Genomic DNA, 17212 nt, shown 5'->3' on the forward strand with positions numbered 1-17212 from the left:
CAGCTCCCGGGCCCGAACGCCCGCCGCGATCTCCCCCGCCGACAGGGGCGCGGCCGTCAGCGTGCCGCTCCCGTCAGTCTGGCCAGGGGCGCCGTCTCGCGCGGCGGGTGGCCCAGTTCACCGAGCCGCCAGGACGGCATCCACGGCACGCGGTACACGTCGATGACCGCCTCCAGGGCCTTGACCCGCTGGGCGAGCGGGCGGGGCAGCCGGCCCGGGGCGTCCGCCACGAGGACGACGCCTTCGAGGTCGAGCCCCGGCGGAGCCTGGCCGCGCCGGAAGATCTCCACCGCACCGGCGACCGTGTCCAGCCCGGCCGCGTGCGTCCGGGCGACCAGCAGCACCGACGGCGGATCGCCCGGCCCGGGCCAGGCGCGGCCGCCGTCATGACCGCCGTAGACCGCGGCGAGCGTGGAGACGCCCGCGCCGCCGTGCGTGCCGACCCAGGAGAACCGCCGGGCCCCGGCATGGGCGTGGGCCGGCTCCGGCGGTCCCGGCTCCGGGGTGGTCACCGGGCCGCGGATCCAGATCTCCGGGCCCTGTCGCATGCCTGTCTGCATGCACCTCTCCTCCCTCGTACTCCCGATCTTCATGCCGACCGGAACAACGCGCGCCGGGGCCTACAGTCCTTGGGACGAGCCTGTGACACCGCGGTGACGTGAGAAACGGGAGCGAGCGGACACACTCGACAAGTAGGTGTACGACGCCGAGTGAGGGGACGATGTCGCGACTCAGCCGCGAGAAGAAGCGGGAACAGAAGCAGGCCGCACACGCGGCGACTCCGGCGGCGCCGATCGACGTCCATGTCCCCGGGGCAACAGGACACGGTGCCGGAGCCGGTGTCGGAGCGCCGGGGGTGTCCGACGGCGCGTCCGTCGGCGGCGTCCCGGTCTTCGCGGCCCCCGGCGAGGAGATCCAGAAGGCCGTCCTGAACCGCCTCCACCACATCGCCCTCGCCACCGGCCATGCCGTCCTCGCCACGATCCACGACGAGCGCATCGGCTACGTCGTCCCCCTCCGGGTCGAACCGGACGGCTCCAGCCACTTCACGGCCGAGCCGGTCCGTACGACACCGCCGGAGGAGTCCGTCACCGGACGCCCGCCGCACTCCCCGACGACCGGCCCGACCACCCGCCCGGCCCCGGAACCGACGACGGCCGGCGCAGCGGTGAAGTGGCCCGAGGCCGGCACACCCACACCACCGACCGCCGCCCCGGCGACGGAGTGGCCCCCGGCCGCCGCCGCTGAGCAGCCCCCGGTGGGCGCGGCTACGGAGCCGCCCTCGGTCGGCCCGGCCGTGGAAGCGCCCTTGGCCGGCACACCCACGCACCCTCCGACCGCCGGTCCGGCGACGGAATGGCCCCAGGCCGGCGCCGCCGCTGAGCCGCCCCCGGTGGGCGCGGCTACGGAACCGCCCCTGACCGGCCCGGCGACGGAATGGCCCCCGGCCGCCGCGGATGCCGAGCCGCCCCAGGTCGACGCCGTCGCGGAACCGCCCGCACCCGGCACGCCCGGACCTATGCCACCCGCGGCGGAGCAGGAGTTCCCGCGGAGCGACAGCGCCACACACGTCCTGCGCCCCGTCCCGGAGTCGGACGACCTCGGCGCGGCCCCGACGTTCCGCCTGCGCGCCGTACAGGAGCCGCCCGCACCCGAAGACACACCCCCCGGCCCGGTCACACCGCCCGGCACCGTCGTGCCCCCGACCGGTGAGTTCGGCCCGCCTCCGCCCATGGACGTGAGGCCGCTCCCCCTCCCCGAAGCGGGTCCCGTCGTCGAGCCCCGGCGCACCAGGAAGCCCGACCCGGTGCTCGAAGCGGAGATGCTGGCCGACCTCGACGCCAAGCCCACGCCCGCCCGTGGTTTCGACGCCGTCGCGGAGGCCATGTTCGGGGACGAAACCTCTAACACCTCGGGCGACTCGGCAGCCCCCGCCCTCGTCGCGGAGCCGATCACCCGGATCAACGAGGCCGTGAAGGAGGGCAGGATCGAGGAGGCGGCCGGGCTCGCGGAGCAGACCGTCGCGCAGGCGTCGGCGGCGCTGGGGCCGGAGCACCCCGAGGTGCTCCGGCTGGGTGAACTCAGCGCGTACATCGCCTATTTGGCGGGCGACCCGCTCCGTGCCTTCCGGCTGTCGCTCGACCTGGCCGGTGCCCGCCGCCGTACGGGCGACGCGGAGGCCGCCTACGGCAACGTGCAGAGCGCGTCCACCGCCTGGCGGGCCGTGCGCGACCCGGCGGTGGGCCTGGAACTGGGGCGCGACCTGATCGGCCTGTGGACCGAGCTCGCCGCCGAGGACGGCCCGGCCGCCGACGAGATCGAGCAACTGGAGTCGGCCCGGGCCCGCATGGGCCGACTCACGGAACGCGCCCGCAACCAGGAGGGGTGACCCTGACCTAAACGACAGGACCTACTCCGACAGCTCCCACACCGCGTACGCGACCGCGTCGCTGTTGCGGTCGAGGGCCGTGTCGTTGATGTTGGCGGTGGTGTCGCAGGAGGAGTGGTAGCACCGGTCGAAGGCCTGCCCGGCCGTACCGCCCCACTTGGCCGCCTGCGCCGCCGTCTTCGCACGGCTGGCCCCGGTGAACAGGCCGCCCACCGGCACGCCCGCGCTCTTGAAGGGCGCGTGGTCGGAGCGGCCGTCGCCCTCGGTCTCGATCTCGGTCGGGACGCCGAGGCCGGTGAAGTAGTCCTTGAAGGTCTTCTCGACCGCCGGGTCGTCGTCGTAGACGAAGTAGCCGGGGTTCGGGGAGCCGATCATGTCGAAGTTGAGGTAGGCGCTGATCCGCGAACGGTCTCCGGTCGTCAGCCGGTTGACGTAGTAGCGGGAGCCGACCAGGCCGAGTTCCTCCGCGCCCCACCAGGCGAACCGCAGATGCTTGGTGGGCTTGTACTGCGCCCGGGACACCGCGAGGGCGGTCTCCAGGACGGCGGCCGAGCCGGACCCGTTGTCGTTGATGCCGGCCCCGGAGGAGACGCTGTCGAGGTGCGAGCCGGCCATCACGACCTGGTTCGCGTCACCGCCGGGCCAGTCGGCGATCAGGTTGTAGCCGGTGCGTCCCGAGGCGGTGAACTGCTGGAGCGTGGTGGTGAATCCGGCGGCGTCCAGCTTGGCCTTCACGTAGTCGATCGAGGCCTTGTAGCCGGTCCGGCCGTGCGCGCGGTTGCCGCCGTTGGCGGTGGCTATGGACTGCAGCTGGGTCAGATGGGCCTTGACGCCCGCCAGGGGAAGGTCGGGCGCCGCCGCCGGTCTCGGGGGAGCGGACGCGGCATCGGCCACGGCACCACTGGTCAGGAGCATGACACTCGCTATGCCGCCTGCTGCCACGGCACGCGCGGAAACGGAGAGCTTCATGTGGGGACTCCGAGTTCCTTCGGGCAGCCCGTGGGGTGTCCGAAGGCCGCCCGGGGTGAATGGGGTGCCTGGATGGTGAGGCTGATGCTGACTCTCCGTCAAGAGCCTGAACAGGACAGGGCGTTACCGGGCCCGCCTCCGTGCTACTGCACGCAGAACTCGTTCCCCTCCGGGTCCGCCATCAGAGCCCACTCGCCGCCCTGCTCCGCCACCCGCCGCAGCACCCTCGCCCCGAGCCCCTCCAGCCGCGCGACCTCCTCCTCGCGCCGCCCCTCGCCCGGGTGCAGATCGAGGTGCAGCCGGTTCTTGACCGTCTTCGCCTCCGGCACCCGCTGGAACAGCAGCCGCCGCCCCAGCCCGGTCCCGCTCTCCTCCTCGAACGGGTCCTCGGGGTGCCGTACGGCGACCAGGTCCCGGAAGGCGTGGCGGCCGTGGAACTCGACGACGAGGTCCTCCGGCACGACACCGGCGCCGAGCAGCTTCCCGATGAGGACGCTGTTGTCCTCGACCTCGTAGTGGAGCGCGGCGGCCCAGAAGTCGGCCTGCGCGTGCGGGTCGTTCGCGTCGATGACGACCTTCCAGTGCACGGGGGCGGGACGTGCCGGTGTCTGTGTCATGTACCAGTTATACGGCGCGGGTGTCGTACGCGGTCCGGGCCGCGGCGATCTCGTCCTGGTGTTCCTCCGTCCAGGTCACCAGGGACTGGATCGTGGAGTGCAGCGTCCTGCCGAGGGAGGTCAGTTCGTACTCGACCCGCGGCGGCACCACCGGGTGCACGGTCCGCTTCACCAGCCCGTCCCGCTCCAGCGACCGCAGGGTCACCGTCAGCATCCGCTGGCTGACCCCGTCGATCTCCCGGCGCAGCTCGGTGAAGCGCAGCCGCCGGTTCTCCAGCAGTGCGATGACCAGCAGCGACCACTTGTCGGCGATCCGGTCGAGGATCTGCCGGACCTGGCAGTCCTCCCGGGTGTCCCACTGGAAGGGGTCGGCGTCGCCGTAGTCCACGGTGCTCTCGCGGTTACTCGGTGACTTCGAAGTGCCTTCTTCCATGTCTCCCGATGCTGCCGGAGGCTGGTCGTGGTTACAAGAGGGAACCGACCCTCGGTTGCGTAACCGACTGACGGCGGAGGAGTGTGGACTGATGGGCACCCGTGCCTGGGCGCTGCTGCTCGTTCTGTGCGGAACGATCTTCCTCGAAGGCATCGACATCGCGATGATGGCGGTGGCGATCCCGGCCATCCGCTCCGACCTGGGGCTGGGCACCGACACCGCGGCGTGGGTGATGAGCGCCTACGTGCTCGGCTACGCCGGCTTCACCCTCCTGGGCGGCCGGGCCGCCGACCTGCTCGGCAGGCGCCGGATGTTCCTGCTCTGGCTGGCCGTCTTCCTCGCCTTCTCGGGGCTCGGCGGCTTCGCGACCGAGGGCTGGATGCTGGTCGTCGCCCGCTTCGTCACCGGCGTCGCCGCCGCCTTCATGACCCCGGCCGCGCTCTCCCTGATCACCACGTCGTACGCGGAGGGCCCCGAGCGCAACAAGGCGCTGCTGATCTTCGCCGGGACGGGCGCGGCCGGCTTCTCCCTGGGGCTGGTGATCGGAGGTCTGCTCACCGAGTTCGGCTGGCGCTGGGTGTTCTTCGCGCCCGTGCTGCTGGCCGCGGCCCTGCTCGTCCCCGCCGTACGGCTGATCCCCCGGAGCGTTGCCCCCACGGCCCGCCGGGGCACCTTCGACCTGCCCGGCGCGATCACCGCCGCCGGAGCGATGCTGCTGGCCGCCTACACCGTCGTACGCCTCGAACACGGCCTGAGCGACTGGCCGCTCACCGCGGCCTCGGGGCTCGCGGCGCTGCTCCTGGCCGGTGCCTTCGTCGCGGCCGAACGCCGCTGCCCGGACCCGCTCGTCCGGCTCGGCATCCTGCGTCAGGGCCGCGTCGTGCGCGCCGACCTGGGGGCGCTGCTCTTCCTCGGCGCCTTCTTCGGCTTCCAGTTCATCGTCACGCTCTACCTGCAGGAACTGCGCGGCTGGTCGTCCCTCCAGACGGCGCTGGCCCTGATTCCCATGGGCATCGACGCCGTCCTCGCCCCGACGCTCACGCCGCGGCTGGTGGCCCGCTGGGGCAACGCCCGCGTGATCGTCGGCGGTTTCGTCCTGGCCGTGGCCGCGTACGCGCTGTTCCTGCCGGTCGGCATGGACTGGGCCTACGCCGCGATGTTCCCGACGCTGTTCCTGGCGGGCTTCGCCTTCGCCCTGGCCTACGGGCCGCTGACGATCGCGGCCACGGACGGGGTCGCCGAGTCCGAGCAGGGGCTGGCCGGCGGGCTGCTGACCACCGCCACGCAGTTCGGCTCCGCGATCGGCATCTCGGCGGTCACCGCGGTCTACGGCTTGGCGTCCACCGGGTCCGGACCCGAGGCCACGCTCTCGGCGTTCCGGGCGGCGCTGGTCGTGCCGGTCGTCCTGGTGGTGCTGGGCACGCTGATCTCGTCGGTGAGCGCGCGGGCGGCGCGGCGGGCGGTGCGCAGCGCGTCCCAGGTGAGCAGTGTCAACGCCAGCCACACCAGCGCGAAGCCGGCCCAGCGCTCCGGCGGCATCTCCTCGTGGAAGTAGAGGATGCCGAGCAGGAACTGGAGGACCGGCGTCGAGTACTGCAGCAGGCCGATGGTGGACAGGGGCACGCGGATGGCGGCCGCGCCGAAGCAGACCAGGGGCAGCGCGGTGACGATGCCGGCCGAGGCGAGCAGGGCCGCGTGCCCCGCGCCCTCGACGGTGAAGGTGGAGTCGCCCCGCGCGGTCAGCCACACCAGGAAGCCGAGAGCGGGCAGGAACTGGATCGCGGTCTCGGCGGCCAGCGACTCGATGCCGCCGAGGCCCACCTTCTTCTTCACCAGCCCGTACGTGGCGAAGGAGAAGGCGAGACAGAGGGAGATCCACGGGGGTTGGCCGTAGCCGATGGTCAGTACGACGACCGCCAGGCAACCGGTCCCGACCGCCGCCCACTGCACCGGCCGCAGCCGCTCCTTCAGCAGCAGCACCCCGATCCCGATGGTGACCAGCGGGTTGATGAAGTATCCGAGCGAGGCCTCGACGACGTGGCCGCTGTTCACGGACCAGATGTACAGGCCCCAGTTGACGGTGATGACCGCCGCGGCGACCGTGATCAGCGCCAGCTTGCGCGGCTGCCGCAGCAGTTCTCCGGCCCAGGCCCAGCGGCGCAGCACGAGCAGGGCGGCGCCCACGAAGACCAGCGACCACACCATCCGGTGGGCCAGGATCTCCACCGCCCCCGCGGGCTTCAGGAGGGGCCAGAACAGGGGGACGAGCCCCCACATCCCGTAGGCCGCGAACCCGTTCAGCAGTCCTATCCGCGCCTCGCCCTTCGGCTTGCCGGTCACGGGCCCCCTCCTTCGCACTTCGCACGTGGTGTTCCGCGACCACGAAGGTAACGCCGAGCACCCCCGGCTGTCATGGCCGTATCGGCATACGGTCATGACAGCCGGGGGTGGGGCGGCTCAAGGGCCCGCCGGGGGGATGTCAGCCCTTGAGCGCCGCGGCGATGGCCTCGGAGAACGGGGTGGTCGGGCGGCCGGCCAGACGGGACAGGTCACCGGTCGGGACGACCAGCTCACCCTTCTCGATGGAGGCGTCGACCCCGGCCAGGATCTGCGCGAACTGCTCGGGCAGACCGGCGCCGGCCAGGATGCCGGTAAGGGCCTCGGGCGTGACCGCGTTGTAGGTGATCTCCTTGCCGGTCTGCCGGCTCAGCTCGGCCGCGTACTCGGCGAAGCTCCACGCGGTGTCGCCGCCCAGCTCGTACGTCTTGTTCTCGTGCCCCTCACCGGTCAGTACGGCGACGGCGGCGGCGGCGTAGTCGGCGCGGGAGGCGGAGGAGACCCTGCCCTCGCCGGCGGCGGCGACGACCGCGTTGTGCTCCAGCGTCGGGGCGAGGTTCTCGGTGTAGTTCTCGTGGTACCAGCCGTTGCGCAGCAGCGCGTAGGGCACACCCGAGTTCAGCAGGGCCTCCTCGGTGCCGCGGTGGTCGTCGGCGAGCGCGGCGGTCAGGCTGCCCGGGGCGCTGGTGTAGGCGAGCAGGGCGACCCCGGCCGCCTTGGCGGCGTCGATGACGACCTGGTGCTGCGCGACGCGGCCCTTGTCGAACTCGTTGCCCGAGATCAGCAGGACCTTGTCACCGGCGGCGAAGAGGCCGTCGAAGGACGCGGGGGTGTTGTAGTCGGCGAGCGCGATCCTCACCCCGCGGTCCGCGAAGCCGGCGGCCTTCTCGGCGTCGCGGACGACCGCGGTGATCTGCTCGGCGGGAACCTTCTCCAGCAGCTGCTCCACGACGTGACGGCCGAGCTGTCCGGTGGCTCCGGTGACGACGATGCTCATGGTGATGACTCTCCTTGTGGGGTGCGGTGGCACTAACCCTAGGAGTAGCGCTAACTCTTGGAAAGTACCCACTTTGAAGTAAGGTACTGGCATGGCAGTAAGTGATGGCGAGGCCCTGTGCCCGTACCGGCTCGTCCTGGAACACGTCACCAGTCGCTGGGGCGTGCTCGTCCTGATCGAGCTGATGGAGCGCCCGTACCGCTTCAGCGAGCTGCGCCGGGCGATCAGCCGGTACGGCAACGGCGCCCGGGGCGTCAGCGAGAAGATGCTCACTCAGACGCTCCAGACCCTGGAGCGCGACGGACTCGTCGACCGGGACGCCAAGCCGGTGATCCCGCCCCGCGTCGACTACTCCCTCACCGACCTGGGCCGCGAGGCCGCCGAGCAGGTCAGGTCCCTCGCCCAGTGGACCCACGACCGCATGGACGACGTGGAGAAGGCCCGTCTGACCTACGACGAGACCCGGGCCGCTTCCTAGCGCTCCCGGGCCTCGGTGTTCCTCGGAGGGGCTCAGCCGGCGACCGTCCAGGTGTCCCCGCCCGCCAGCAGCGCGCCCAGGTCGCCCTTGCCGTGCTGCTCGATCGCCTGGTCGAGCTGGTCGGTCATCTGCGTGTCGTAGACGGGCCGGTCCACGGCACGGAAGACGCCGATCGGGGTGTGGTGCAGGGTGTCCGGGTCGGCCAGGCGGGACAGGGCGAACGCCGTGGTCGGGGACGGGGAGTGCGCGTCGTGGACGAGCACCCGGTCCTCGTTGTCCGGCGTCACCGCGACCACCTTCAGATCCCCGGTCAGCGGGTCCCTCACGACGCCCTTCGCCAGGTCGGCTCCGAAGCGGATCGGCCGGCCGTGCTCCAGCCGGATCACGGCCTCCTCGGCCTGCTGCTTGTCCTTGAGGGCCTCGAAGGCGTTGTCGTTGAAGATGTTGCAGTTCTGGTAGATCTCGATCAGGGCCGTGCCCTGGTGGGCGGCGGCCTGGCGCAGCACCTCCGTCAGATGCTTGCGGTCGGAGTCCACCGTCCGCGCCACGAACGAGGCCTCCGCGCCGATCGCCAGCGACACCGGGTTGAAGGGCGCGTCCAGCGAGCCCATCGGCGTCGACTTGGTGATCTTCCCGACCTCGGAGGTCGGCGAGTACTGGCCCTTGGTCAGACCGTAGATCCGGTTGTTGAACAGCAGGATCTTGAGGTTGACGTTGCGGCGCAGCGCGTGGATCAGATGGTTGCCGCCGATGGACAGCGCGTCGCCGTCACCGGTGACGACCCACACCGACAGATCGCGGCGCGAGGAGGCCAGACCCGTGGCGATGGCGGGGGCGCGGCCGTGGATGGAGTGCATCCCGTACGTGTTCATGTAGTACGGGAACCGGGAGGAGCAGCCGATGCCCGAGACGAAGACGATGTTCTCCTTCGCCAGACCCAGCTCGGGCATGAAGCCCTGCACCGCCGCGAGGATGGCGTAGTCGCCGCAGCCGGGGCACCAGCGCACTTCCTGATCGGACTTGAAGTCCTTCATCGACTGCTTCGCCTCGGCCTTGGGGACGAGGGAGAGCGATTCGATGGTGCCCGTGCCGTGCGTGGACGTCTCAGCCATCGATGGCCTCCTTCAGAGCCGCGGCGAGCTGCTCCGCCTTGAACGGCATGCCGTTGACCTGGTTGTACGACTGCGCGTCGACCAGGTACTTCGCCCGGATGAGCGTGGCGAGCTGCCCGAGGTTCATCTCGGGGATCACCACCTTGTCGTAGCGCCCGAGGACCGCGCCGAGGTTCTTCGGGAAGGGGTTGAGATGGCGCAGATGCGCCTGCGCGACCGACTCCCCGGCCCTGCGCAGCCGCCGCACCGCCGCCGTGATCGGCCCGTACGTCGAACCCCAGCCCAGGACGAGGGTCCTGGCCTCGTGCGGGTCGTCCACCACGAGGTCCGGGACGTCGATGCCGTCGATCTTGGCCTGCCGGGTGCGGACCATGAAGTCGTGGTTGGCCGGCGAGTAGGAGATGTTGCCGGTGCCGTCCTCCTTCTCGATGCCGCCGATCCGGTGCTCCAGACCCGGCGTGCCCGGGATCGCCCACGGCCGGGCCAGCGTCCGCGGGTCGCGCTTGTAGGGCCAGAACACCTCGGAGCCGTCCTCCAGGGTGTGGTTCGGGCCCTGCGCGAACTGCACCCGCAGGTCCGGCAGCTCGTCCAGGTCCGGGATCCGCCAGGGCTCGGAGCCGTTGGCCAGATAGCCGTCGGAGAGGAGGAAGACCGGCGTGCGGTACGTCAGCGCGATCCGCGCCGCCTCCAGGGCCGCGTCGAAGCAGTCCGCCGGGGTGCGCGGCGCGACGATCGGCACCGGAGCCTCGCCGTTGCGCCCGTACATCGCCTGGAGCAGATCCGCCTGCTCGGTCTTGGTCGGCAGACCGGTCGACGGGCCGCCGCGCTGGATGTCCACGACCAGCAGCGGCAGCTCCAGGGAGACCGCCAGGCCGATGGTCTCCGACTTCAGCGCCACCCCGGGACCGCTCGTCGTGGTCACGGCCAGCGAACCACCGAAGGCCGCGCCCAGCGCGGCCCCGATTCCGGCGATCTCGTCCTCGGCCTGGAAGGTGCGCACGCCGAAATTCTTGTGTTTGGACAGCTCGTGCAGGATGTCCGACGCCGGAGTGATCGGGTACGACCCCAGATACAGCGGCAGATCCGCCTGCCGGCTCGCGGCGACCAGGCCGTACGACAGGGCGAGGTTGCCGGAGATGTTGCGGTAGACACCCGGCGGGAACGCCGTGGCCGCCGGGGCCACCTCGTAGGAGACGGCGAAGTCCTCGGTGGTCTCGCCGAAGTTCCAGCCGGCCCGGAACGCGGCGATGTTGGCCGCCGCGATGTCGGGCTTCTTCGCGAACTTGGACTTGAGGAACCTCTCCGTGCCCTCGGTGGGCCGGTGGTACATCCAGCTCAGCAGGCCCAGCGCGAACATGTTCTTGCTGCGCTCGGCCTCCTTGCGGCTGAGGTCGAACTCCTTCAGCGCCTCCACGGTGAGCGTGGTCAGCGGCACCGGGTGCAGGTGATAGCCGTCCAGCGACCCGTCCTCCAGCGGACTGGTGTCGTAGCCGACCTTCTGCATCGCCCGTTTGGTGAACTCGTCCGTGTTGACGATCACCTCGGCGCCGCGCGGCAGGTCGCCGATGTTCGCCTTCAGCGCGGCCGGGTTCATCGCCACCAGCACGTTCGGCGCGTCACCGGGCGTGAGGATGTCGTGGTCGGCGAAGTGCAACTGGAAGGACGACACACCCGGCAGGGTCCCGGCGGGCGCCCGGATCTCGGCCGGGAAGTTCGGCAGCGTCGACAGGTCGTTGCCGAACGACGCGGTCTCCGAGGTGAAGCGGTCACCGGTGAGCTGCATACCGTCACCCGAGTCCCCCGCGAACCTGATGATCACCCGGTCGAGACGGCGGACGCCCTTGGCGCCCCCCGCTTTGCGCTGCTCTCCTACGACTGGTCCGTCGGCCTGCTCCGCTGGGCTACTGACCTGGCTGGTCACTGAACTGGACCTCCCTCGAGGCGGCTGTCCCGGACAGGCCTTCCCGCAGGCCTCCCAGGATCAACCCTACGACCGTAAGGGTCGCCTTCTTTGTGTCATTCGCATCTTGGACGCGACTTTGGGGTGATCACGCACCCGTGCCGCCCATGTCAGGAATTGAGGTACGTCAGCACGGCCAGCACCCTGCGGTGGTCCCCGTCGCTCTGCGACAGCCCCAGCTTCAGGAAGATGTTGCTGACGTGCTTCTCCACCGCGCCGTCGCTGACCACCAGCTGCCGGGCGACCGCCGAGTTCGTCCGCCCCTCGGCCATCAGCCCCAGCACCTCCCGCTCCCGCGGCGTGAGCCCCGCGAGCACGTCCTGCTTACGGCTGCGGCCCAGCAGCTGCGCGACCACCTCCGGGTCGAGGGCCGTACCGCCGTCGGCCACCCGCACCACCGCGTCCACGAACTCACGGACCTCGGCCACCCGGTCCTTCAGCAGATAGCCGACGCCCCTGCTGGACCCGGCGAGCAGTTCCGTGGCGTAGCGCTCCTCCACGTACTGCGACAGCACCAGCACACCGAGCCCCGGGTGCGCCTTGCGCAGCCGCACGGCAGCCCGCACCCCCTCGTCGGTGTGCGTCGGCGGCATCCGCACATCGGCCACCACGACATCCGGCAGCTCGCCCTGCGCGTCCAGCTCGGTGATGGTCTTGATCAGCGCCTCGCCGTCACCCACCCCGGCGACGACCTCGTGCCCGCGGTCGGTCAGCAACCGGGTCAGGCCCTCCCTGAGCAGCACTGAGTCCTCGGCGATGACCACCCGCACCCTGTCCTCCACGATGTTCCGGCCCCCCACAGCCCGACGCCGCCCGTCCGCGACCCACATCGGCCCCGCGCCCACCCGTGCGACGGGTCCAGCATTTCAGGATCGGGGGGCGGATGGGGGGTGGGACGGGCTTCTTGTCCGACCTTCTTGTCCGACCTTCTTGTCCGACCGAACAGGGGAGGGGCTCGCCGGAGGTCACCTCACATACGCCCCCCGCCACGGCAACTCCGCCGTCACCCGCGTCGGCCCGCCCGCAGGCGAGTCCACCACCAGGATCCCGTCCACCGCATCGAGCCGCTCCGCCAGCCCGGCAAGACCGGACCCCCGGGACACATCGGCCCCACCCCGCCCGTTGTCCACGACCTGCAACATCAGCCGGTTCTCGACCCGCCAGACCTCCACACCCGCCCAGGTAGCCCCCGCGTGCTTGCTGACGTTCTGCAGCAGCTCCGAGACGGTGAAGTACGCGATCCCCTCGATCGCCGGCGCCGGCCGCTCCGCCAGATCGACCTCCACCCGCACCGGCACCGTGCACCGCGACGCCACCGCCGACAGCGCCGCGTCAAGCCCCCGGTCCGTCAGTACCGCGGGATGGATCCCCCGGGCCAGGTCCCGCAGCTCCTGCAGCGCCGTCTTCACCTCGCCGTGCGCCTCGTCCACCATCCGCGCGGCCGCCTCCGGATCCTCCTGGAGCTTCTCCTTCGCCAGCCCCAGATCCATGGCCAGCGCCACCAGCCGGGCCTGCGCCCCGTCGTGCAGATCCCGCTCGATGCGCCGCAGGTCGGCCGCCGCCGTGTCGACCACGACCCCCCGGTCCGACTCCAGCTCCACCACCCGCGAGACCAGCCGCGACGGCCCGAGCAGCCCGTGCACCAGCAGCCGGTCCACCATCGTCAGCGCCCGCAGGATCCACGGCATGGCGATCGTGAACAGCAGCCCGACCAGCGCGGTCATCGTGATCTCGAACGGGTTGTCGAGGTAGATCCGGTGCGTCTCGTCGCCGTACAGCTGGATCCCGTCCTGGCCGGCGTACATCGGGAACACCCAGAACCACAGCGGATACGTCAGCAGCCCCCAGCCCAGCACCCACACGTTCACGGCGACGGCGAACGAGAACACCGCCCACGGCAGCTGCAGCAGCGCGTACAGCAGGGCCCGCCACGAGGCGCCGCTCTTGAGGACGGCCCCCATCCACGCCATGGCGCCCGGCTTCCGCATCCGCAGCGGCTCCGGCTCGGCCACCTCCAGGTCCAGCAGCGCCCGCGCCCGGAACCGCTCCATCGCCCCGAAACCACGGCACCCGGCGAGCGCCGCCGCCAGCACCGGCACGCCGAGGAACGTCACCAGCAGCCCCGCCCCCAGCGACACCATCGTGACCGCGTAGGTGAACAGCACGATGCTGATCGGCAGGCTGAGCAGCACATGGCCGAGCTCCCGCCAGGTGCGGCCCTCGACCGGCGCCCGCAGCGCGACCGGCAGCCGGTGCCGCCGTCGTGCGGTGCCCCCGCCGAACCCGGGCCCGCCGTCGAACCCGTATCCCTGTCCGTACTCCGTGGCCATCGGCGTCGTCCTTCTCCTCGTCCCGCTGCTGTGCTCCCGATACCTCCACCCTGCTCCGCCGCAGGTCGGCGGACCATGGAGTCCGTCGGCGTCTTGGACGGGGGGTTTTCCCCACCTCCGGCCCAGCGGTTTCCCGGTTCGGCTCAGCGGCCGCCGGTGCCCGCGGCGGAGGCGTCCGTGCGGTTGCGCCACGGCAGTTCCGCCGTGATCGTCGTCGGGCCGCCCTCGGGCGACTCCAGGACGAACAGGCCGTCCACGGCGCCCAGCCGGTCGGCCAGGCCCTTCATCCCCGTACCGCCGTCGAGACTCGCGCCCCCGCGCCCGTCGTCCCACACCTGGATGAGCAGCCGGTCGGCCGTGCACCACACATCCACCGACGCCGACCTCGCCCGCGCGTGCTTGCTGACGTTCTGCAGCAGCTCCGAGACGGTGAAATAGGCGATGCCCTCGATGGCCGCGGCCGGCCGCGCGGGCAGGTCGACCGTCACCTTCACCGGGACCGTGCAGCGCGAGGCGACCGAGGACAGGGCCGCGTCCAGGCCGCGGTCGGTCAGCACCGCCGGATGGATCCCGCGGGCCAGATCCCGCAGCTCCTGGAGCGCCAGCTTCACCTCGCCGTGCGCCTCCTCGACCATCGCCGCCGCCGCGTCGGGGTCCTCCAGCACCTTCTCCTTGGCCAGGCCGAGACCCATGGCCAGGGCCACCAGCCGGGCCTGCGCCCCGTCGTGCAGATCCCGTTCGATGCGCCGCAGGTCGGCCGCGGCCGTGTCGACCACGACTCCCCGGTCCGACTCCAGCTCGGCGATGCGCCGCTCCAGTTCGTCCGAGGGCGACAGCAGTCCGCGCACCATGGCCCGGTCGGCGTTGGCGAGCCCCCGCGCGATGAACGGCAGCACCGGCCACAGTACGAACAGCGAGGTCAGCGTGATGGTGAAGGTGACCACGCCCCACGGCAGCCGTATGAACTCGTACAGCACCGCACGCCAGCCCACCGGGTCCTTCAGCGACATCCACACCTGGGCGAGGAAGCCGCCCGAGCCGCGCAGCGGCAGCCGGCTCGGCTCGTCCACCCGCACCCCGAGCAGCGCCCTGGCCCGCGCCCGCTCCAGCTTGCCCAGCTGTCGCGCGCCCATGAGTCCGGCCGCGAGCAGTGGGAACCCGATCACCGTGACGGTCAGCCAGACGCTGGTGAACAGCACCGTCATGACATAGGTGAATCCGAGCAGGGAGAGAGGAAGGTTCGCCAGGAGGTGCGCGATCTCCTTCCAGGTGTGCCGGTCGTAGGCGAACCGGGGCGGTGGCGGGCGGTCGTCCGGCCCGGCCGTCGTCGCGGCCGCCTTCGAGCCGGTGGACGGGAAGCGTTCGGTCATGTGCGCTAGCGTGCCCGGCCGCGGGCAGCCGCGCCATGAGGTGGTCCGCCAGGATCGACTGAGGAAAACCCCACCCCCGCATGCCAGGGCGTGACGGGCTGCTTACCCTGCCTTTATCAGGGCCTAGACTCCCGTGCGTACAGATCGTCGAACAGCGGCGTCCGGGTGAGCCGGGGGATCGTCGCGCCAGGTCCGAGTTTCAAGGGAGCGAGGGACGGACGTGCCGGAACCGACCGTCGTCACCACGACCGTCGTCGCGGCGGACTACTTCCAGTCCTATTCGGTCGTCGGACTGCTCGCCGTCGTCGGCGTGCTGTTCGTCGCCGTCGCCTTCGGGGCCGGCCGCCTGCTGCGGCCCGTGGTCCCCACGCCCGAGAAGCTCCTGACCTACGAGTGCGGCGTCGACCCCGTCGGCGAGGGCTGGGCCCACACCCAGGTCCGCTACTACGTCTACGCCTTCCTCTACGTGATCTTCGCCGTCGACTCGATCTTCCTTTTCCCCTGGGCGACCGTCTTCGCCGCCCCCGGCTACGGCGCGGCGACCCTGGTGGAGATGTTCATCTTCCTCGGCTTCCTGGCCGTGGGCCTGCTCTACGCATACAAGAAGGGCGTCCTGGCATGGACGTGACCCCCGACGTGACCCCCGCCGGCCCTGAACCCGTGCTGCTTCCGGAACCGAAGCGGCTCGGCGCCCTCGCGCGCCTCGCACCCGAGCCGATGAAGGTGATCCTCAACTGGGGCCGCCGCTACTCGCTCTGGGTCTTCAACTTCGGCCTCGCCTGCTGCGCGATCGAGTTCATCGCCGCGTCGATGGCCCGCCACGATTTCATCCGGCTCGGCGTCATCCCGTTCGCCCCGGGCCCCCGCCAGGCCGACCTGATGGTCGTCTCCGGCACGGTCACGGACAAGATGGCGCCGGCCGTGAAGCGCCTCTACGAGCAGATGCCGGAGCCCAAGTACGTCATCTCCTTCGGCGCGTGCAGCAACTGCGGCGGCCCCTACTGGGACTCCTACTCCGTCACCAAGGGCGTCGACCAGATCATCCCCGTCGACGTCTACGTCCCCGGCTGCCCGCCCCGCCCCGAGGCGCTGCTCCAGGGCATCCTCAAGCTCCAGGAGAAGATCGCCCGCGAGTCGCTGGGGGAGCGGTACGGCACGGAACGCCCCTCCGCGGCGGCGCTGCAGAGCGGCCTGGTGAAGCCACCGTCCTCGGACTCGGACTCGGCGTCGGGGGAGGGGCGATGACCGTGGTCGGCTGGCTGCCCGCCGCCACCGAGGAACTCTTCGGCCCGGACACCACGGCCGAGGAGTCGTACGAGGTCCTGACGGTCGACGTCCCCCCGGCGACCTGGATCGCGGCCCTGGAGACCGCCCGCGACCGCCTCGGCTGCACCTACTTCGACTGGCTGAGCGCGGTCGACGAACCGGGCACGGGCTTCCGCGTCACGGCCCACATCGCGGCCCTGTCCCCCCTCCGCCGCCTCCTCCTGCGTACGACGATCCCGCACGAGTCCCCCGCCCTGCCCTCGGCGGTCGGTGTCTACGCGGGCGCCGCCTGGCACGAACGCGAGACGCACGAGATGTTCGGCATCGCCTTCGAAGGCCACCCGGCACTCGACCACCTGCTCCTGCCCGACAGCTTCGAAGGCCACCCCCTGCGCAAGGACTTCGTCCTGGCCGCCCGCGTCGCCAAGGCCTGGCCCGGCGCGAAGGAACCCGGCGAGTCGGAACACGGCGGCCCCAAACGCCGCCAGATGCTCCCACCGGGCGTCCCCGACCCCAACGAATGGGGCCCCCTCAAGGGCCAACTCCCCCCGGCCCCGTCCCGCCCGACCCGCGGCACGGCCCGACCAGCAGCCGACCGCCCGCCCCGCCCCGCCGGCGAACGCCCTGTGCGGCGGGCGCGCACGGCGGGGGAGGGCTCGGCGAGCCAGGCGGCTGCCGGTGCCCCGGAAGCTCCGGGTCCGGCTGGTCCGCGCCGTGCGCGTTCGGCGGCGGAGGGTTCGGCGAGCCAGTCCACGCCCGGGGAGACGCCTGCTTCGGCTCCGACGGGTCCGCGTCGTAACCGCACGGCGGGGGAGGGTTCGGCGAGCCAGGCGGCTGCCGGTGCCTCGGAAGCTCCGGCTCCGGCTGGTCCGCGCCGTGCGCGTTCGGCGGCGGAGGGTTCGGCGAGCCAGTCCACGCCCGGGGAGACGCCTGCTTCGGCTCCGACGGGTCCGC

Annotated in this window: 16 protein-coding genes and 1 pseudogene; 6 read left to right on the forward strand and 11 right to left on the reverse strand. The window is 71.6% G+C overall.

Features of this window, described 5'->3' with window-relative positions:
- Positions 1–56: 56 nt before the first annotated feature.
- Positions 57–560, reverse strand: a complete 504-nt coding sequence (locus tag ACFT4A_RS09495; RefSeq protein WP_382827477.1) for a DUF6668 family protein — start codon at positions 558–560, stop codon at positions 57–59.
- Between the two features lie 161 nt (positions 561–721).
- On the opposite strand from ACFT4A_RS09495, the gene ACFT4A_RS09500 reads away from it, so the two are divergent.
- Complete coding sequence (locus ACFT4A_RS09500; RefSeq protein ID WP_382827478.1) at positions 722–2389, forward strand: tetratricopeptide repeat protein; 1668 nt, start codon at positions 722–724, stop codon at positions 2387–2389.
- A gap of 21 nt (positions 2390–2410) precedes the next feature.
- On the opposite strand, the gene ACFT4A_RS09505 is transcribed toward ACFT4A_RS09500, so the two are convergent.
- The 3 genes from ACFT4A_RS09505 to ACFT4A_RS09515 all read right to left on the reverse strand — a co-directional run bounded on the left by ACFT4A_RS09505 (position 2411) and on the right by ACFT4A_RS09515 (position 4408).
- Positions 2411–3358, reverse strand: a complete 948-nt coding sequence (locus ACFT4A_RS09505; RefSeq protein ID WP_382827480.1) for a M28 family metallopeptidase — start codon at positions 3356–3358, stop codon at positions 2411–2413.
- 143 nt (positions 3359–3501) lie between these two features.
- Entirely contained in the window at positions 3502–3975 is a 474-nt protein-coding gene (locus ACFT4A_RS09510; RefSeq protein WP_382827482.1) for a VOC family protein, read from the reverse strand.
- Between the two features lie 7 nt (positions 3976–3982).
- Complete coding sequence (locus ACFT4A_RS09515) at positions 3983–4408, reverse strand: winged helix-turn-helix transcriptional regulator (protein WP_382827483.1); 426 nt, start codon at positions 4406–4408, stop codon at positions 3983–3985.
- Between the two features lie 166 nt (positions 4409–4574).
- Here ACFT4A_RS09515 and ACFT4A_RS09520 point away from each other — a divergent pair.
- Positions 4575–5654, forward strand: a pseudogene (locus tag ACFT4A_RS09520) (MFS transporter); the annotation flags it as partial.
- 80 nt (positions 5655–5734) lie between these two features.
- Here the strand turns inward: ACFT4A_RS09520 and rarD are convergent.
- Together rarD and ACFT4A_RS09530 are read right to left on the reverse strand one after the other, a co-directional pair.
- Positions 5735–6685 (reverse strand): EamA family transporter RarD, encoded by a 951-nt coding sequence (gene rarD / locus ACFT4A_RS09525; protein ID WP_382827717.1) that lies wholly within the window; start codon positions 6683–6685, stop codon positions 5735–5737.
- A 202-nt stretch (positions 6686–6887) separates the two neighbouring features.
- On the reverse strand, positions 6888–7742 hold the full coding sequence (locus tag ACFT4A_RS09530; RefSeq protein WP_382827484.1) for an SDR family oxidoreductase: 855 nt from the start codon (positions 7740–7742) through the stop codon (positions 6888–6890).
- Between the two features lie 91 nt (positions 7743–7833).
- On the opposite strand from ACFT4A_RS09530, the gene ACFT4A_RS09535 reads away from it, so the two are divergent.
- Positions 7834–8220, forward strand: a complete 387-nt coding sequence (locus ACFT4A_RS09535; RefSeq protein ID WP_382827485.1) for a winged helix-turn-helix transcriptional regulator — start codon at positions 7834–7836, stop codon at positions 8218–8220.
- 32 nt (positions 8221–8252) lie between these two features.
- Here ACFT4A_RS09535 and ACFT4A_RS09540 read toward each other — a convergent pair whose 3' ends face one another.
- From ACFT4A_RS09540 to ACFT4A_RS09560, 5 genes are all read right to left on the reverse strand, one after another.
- Entirely contained in the window at positions 8253–9332 is a 1080-nt protein-coding gene (locus ACFT4A_RS09540) for a 2-oxoacid:ferredoxin oxidoreductase subunit beta (RefSeq protein ID WP_382827486.1), read from the reverse strand.
- Positions 9325–11253: a 2-oxoacid:acceptor oxidoreductase subunit alpha gene (locus ACFT4A_RS09545; RefSeq protein WP_382827488.1), complete on the reverse strand. Its 1929-nt coding sequence runs from the start codon at positions 11251–11253 to the stop codon at positions 9325–9327. The genes ACFT4A_RS09540 and ACFT4A_RS09545 overlap by 8 nt, the downstream gene beginning before the upstream one ends.
- 149 nt (positions 11254–11402) lie before the next feature.
- Positions 11403–12062, reverse strand: coding sequence for a response regulator (locus tag ACFT4A_RS09550; RefSeq protein WP_382827720.1), 660 nt, complete (start codon positions 12060–12062; stop codon positions 11403–11405).
- A 195-nt stretch (positions 12063–12257) separates the two neighbouring features.
- Positions 12258–13622 (reverse strand): sensor histidine kinase, encoded by a 1365-nt coding sequence (locus tag ACFT4A_RS09555; protein WP_382827490.1) that lies wholly within the window; start codon positions 13620–13622, stop codon positions 12258–12260.
- A gap of 143 nt (positions 13623–13765) precedes the next feature.
- A complete protein-coding gene (locus ACFT4A_RS09560; protein ID WP_382827492.1) occupies positions 13766–14992 on the reverse strand; it encodes a sensor histidine kinase in 1227 nt (408 codons plus the stop codon).
- 220 nt (positions 14993–15212) lie between these two features.
- On the opposite strand from ACFT4A_RS09560, the gene ACFT4A_RS09565 reads away from it, so the two are divergent.
- From ACFT4A_RS09565 to ACFT4A_RS09575, 3 genes are all read left to right on the forward strand, one after another.
- Entirely contained in the window at positions 15213–15620 is a 408-nt protein-coding gene (locus ACFT4A_RS09565) for an NADH-quinone oxidoreductase subunit A (protein ID WP_030234112.1), read from the forward strand.
- The gene (locus ACFT4A_RS09570; RefSeq protein ID WP_382827493.1) at positions 15611–16237 is read left to right on the forward strand and encodes an NADH-quinone oxidoreductase subunit B; all 627 of its coding nucleotides are present in this window, start codon (positions 15611–15613) and stop codon (positions 16235–16237) included. The genes ACFT4A_RS09565 and ACFT4A_RS09570 overlap by 10 nt, the downstream gene beginning before the upstream one ends.
- Positions 16234–17212, forward strand: a 979-nt coding sequence (locus tag ACFT4A_RS09575; RefSeq protein WP_382827723.1) for an NADH-quinone oxidoreductase subunit C, incomplete at its 3' end; no start/stop codon positions are given. The genes ACFT4A_RS09570 and ACFT4A_RS09575, both read left to right, overlap by 4 nt.

This window comes from Streptomyces sp. NPDC057099 (assembly GCF_042671245.1).
In the GTDB taxonomy this organism is placed as follows: domain Bacteria; phylum Actinomycetota; class Actinomycetes; order Streptomycetales; family Streptomycetaceae; genus Streptomyces; species Streptomyces purpurascens.

Bases quoted from the DNA above. Each gene is read 5' to 3' on its own strand.
- ACFT4A_RS09495 (WP_382827477.1), bottom strand. From the start codon at position 560: ATGCAGACAGGCATGCGACAGGGCCCGGAGATCTGGATCCGCGGCCCG.
- ACFT4A_RS09500 (WP_382827478.1), top strand. From the start codon at position 722: ATGTCGCGACTCAGCCGCGAGAAGAAGCGGGAACAGAAGCAGGCCGCA.
- ACFT4A_RS09505 (WP_382827480.1), bottom strand. From the start codon at position 3,358: ATGAAGCTCTCCGTTTCCGCGCGTGCCGTGGCAGCAGGCGGCATAGCG.
- ACFT4A_RS09510 (WP_382827482.1), bottom strand. From the start codon at position 3,975: ATGACACAGACACCGGCACGTCCCGCCCCCGTGCACTGGAAGGTCGTC.
- ACFT4A_RS09515 (WP_382827483.1), bottom strand. From the start codon at position 4,408: ATGGAAGAAGGCACTTCGAAGTCACCGAGTAACCGCGAGAGCACCGTG.
- rarD (WP_382827717.1), bottom strand. From the start codon at position 6,685: ATGTGGGGGCTCGTCCCCCTGTTCTGGCCCCTCCTGAAGCCCGCGGGG.
- ACFT4A_RS09530 (WP_382827484.1), bottom strand. From the start codon at position 7,742: ATGAGCATCGTCGTCACCGGAGCCACCGGACAGCTCGGCCGTCACGTC.
- ACFT4A_RS09535 (WP_382827485.1), top strand. From the start codon at position 7,834: ATGGCAGTAAGTGATGGCGAGGCCCTGTGCCCGTACCGGCTCGTCCTG.
- ACFT4A_RS09540 (WP_382827486.1), bottom strand. From the start codon at position 9,332: ATGGCTGAGACGTCCACGCACGGCACGGGCACCATCGAATCGCTCTCC.
- ACFT4A_RS09555 (WP_382827490.1), bottom strand. From the start codon at position 13,622: ATGGCCACGGAGTACGGACAGGGATACGGGTTCGACGGCGGGCCCGGG.
- ACFT4A_RS09560 (WP_382827492.1), bottom strand. From the start codon at position 14,992: ATGACCGAACGCTTCCCGTCCACCGGCTCGAAGGCGGCCGCGACGACG.
- ACFT4A_RS09570 (WP_382827493.1), top strand. From the start codon at position 15,611: ATGGACGTGACCCCCGACGTGACCCCCGCCGGCCCTGAACCCGTGCTG.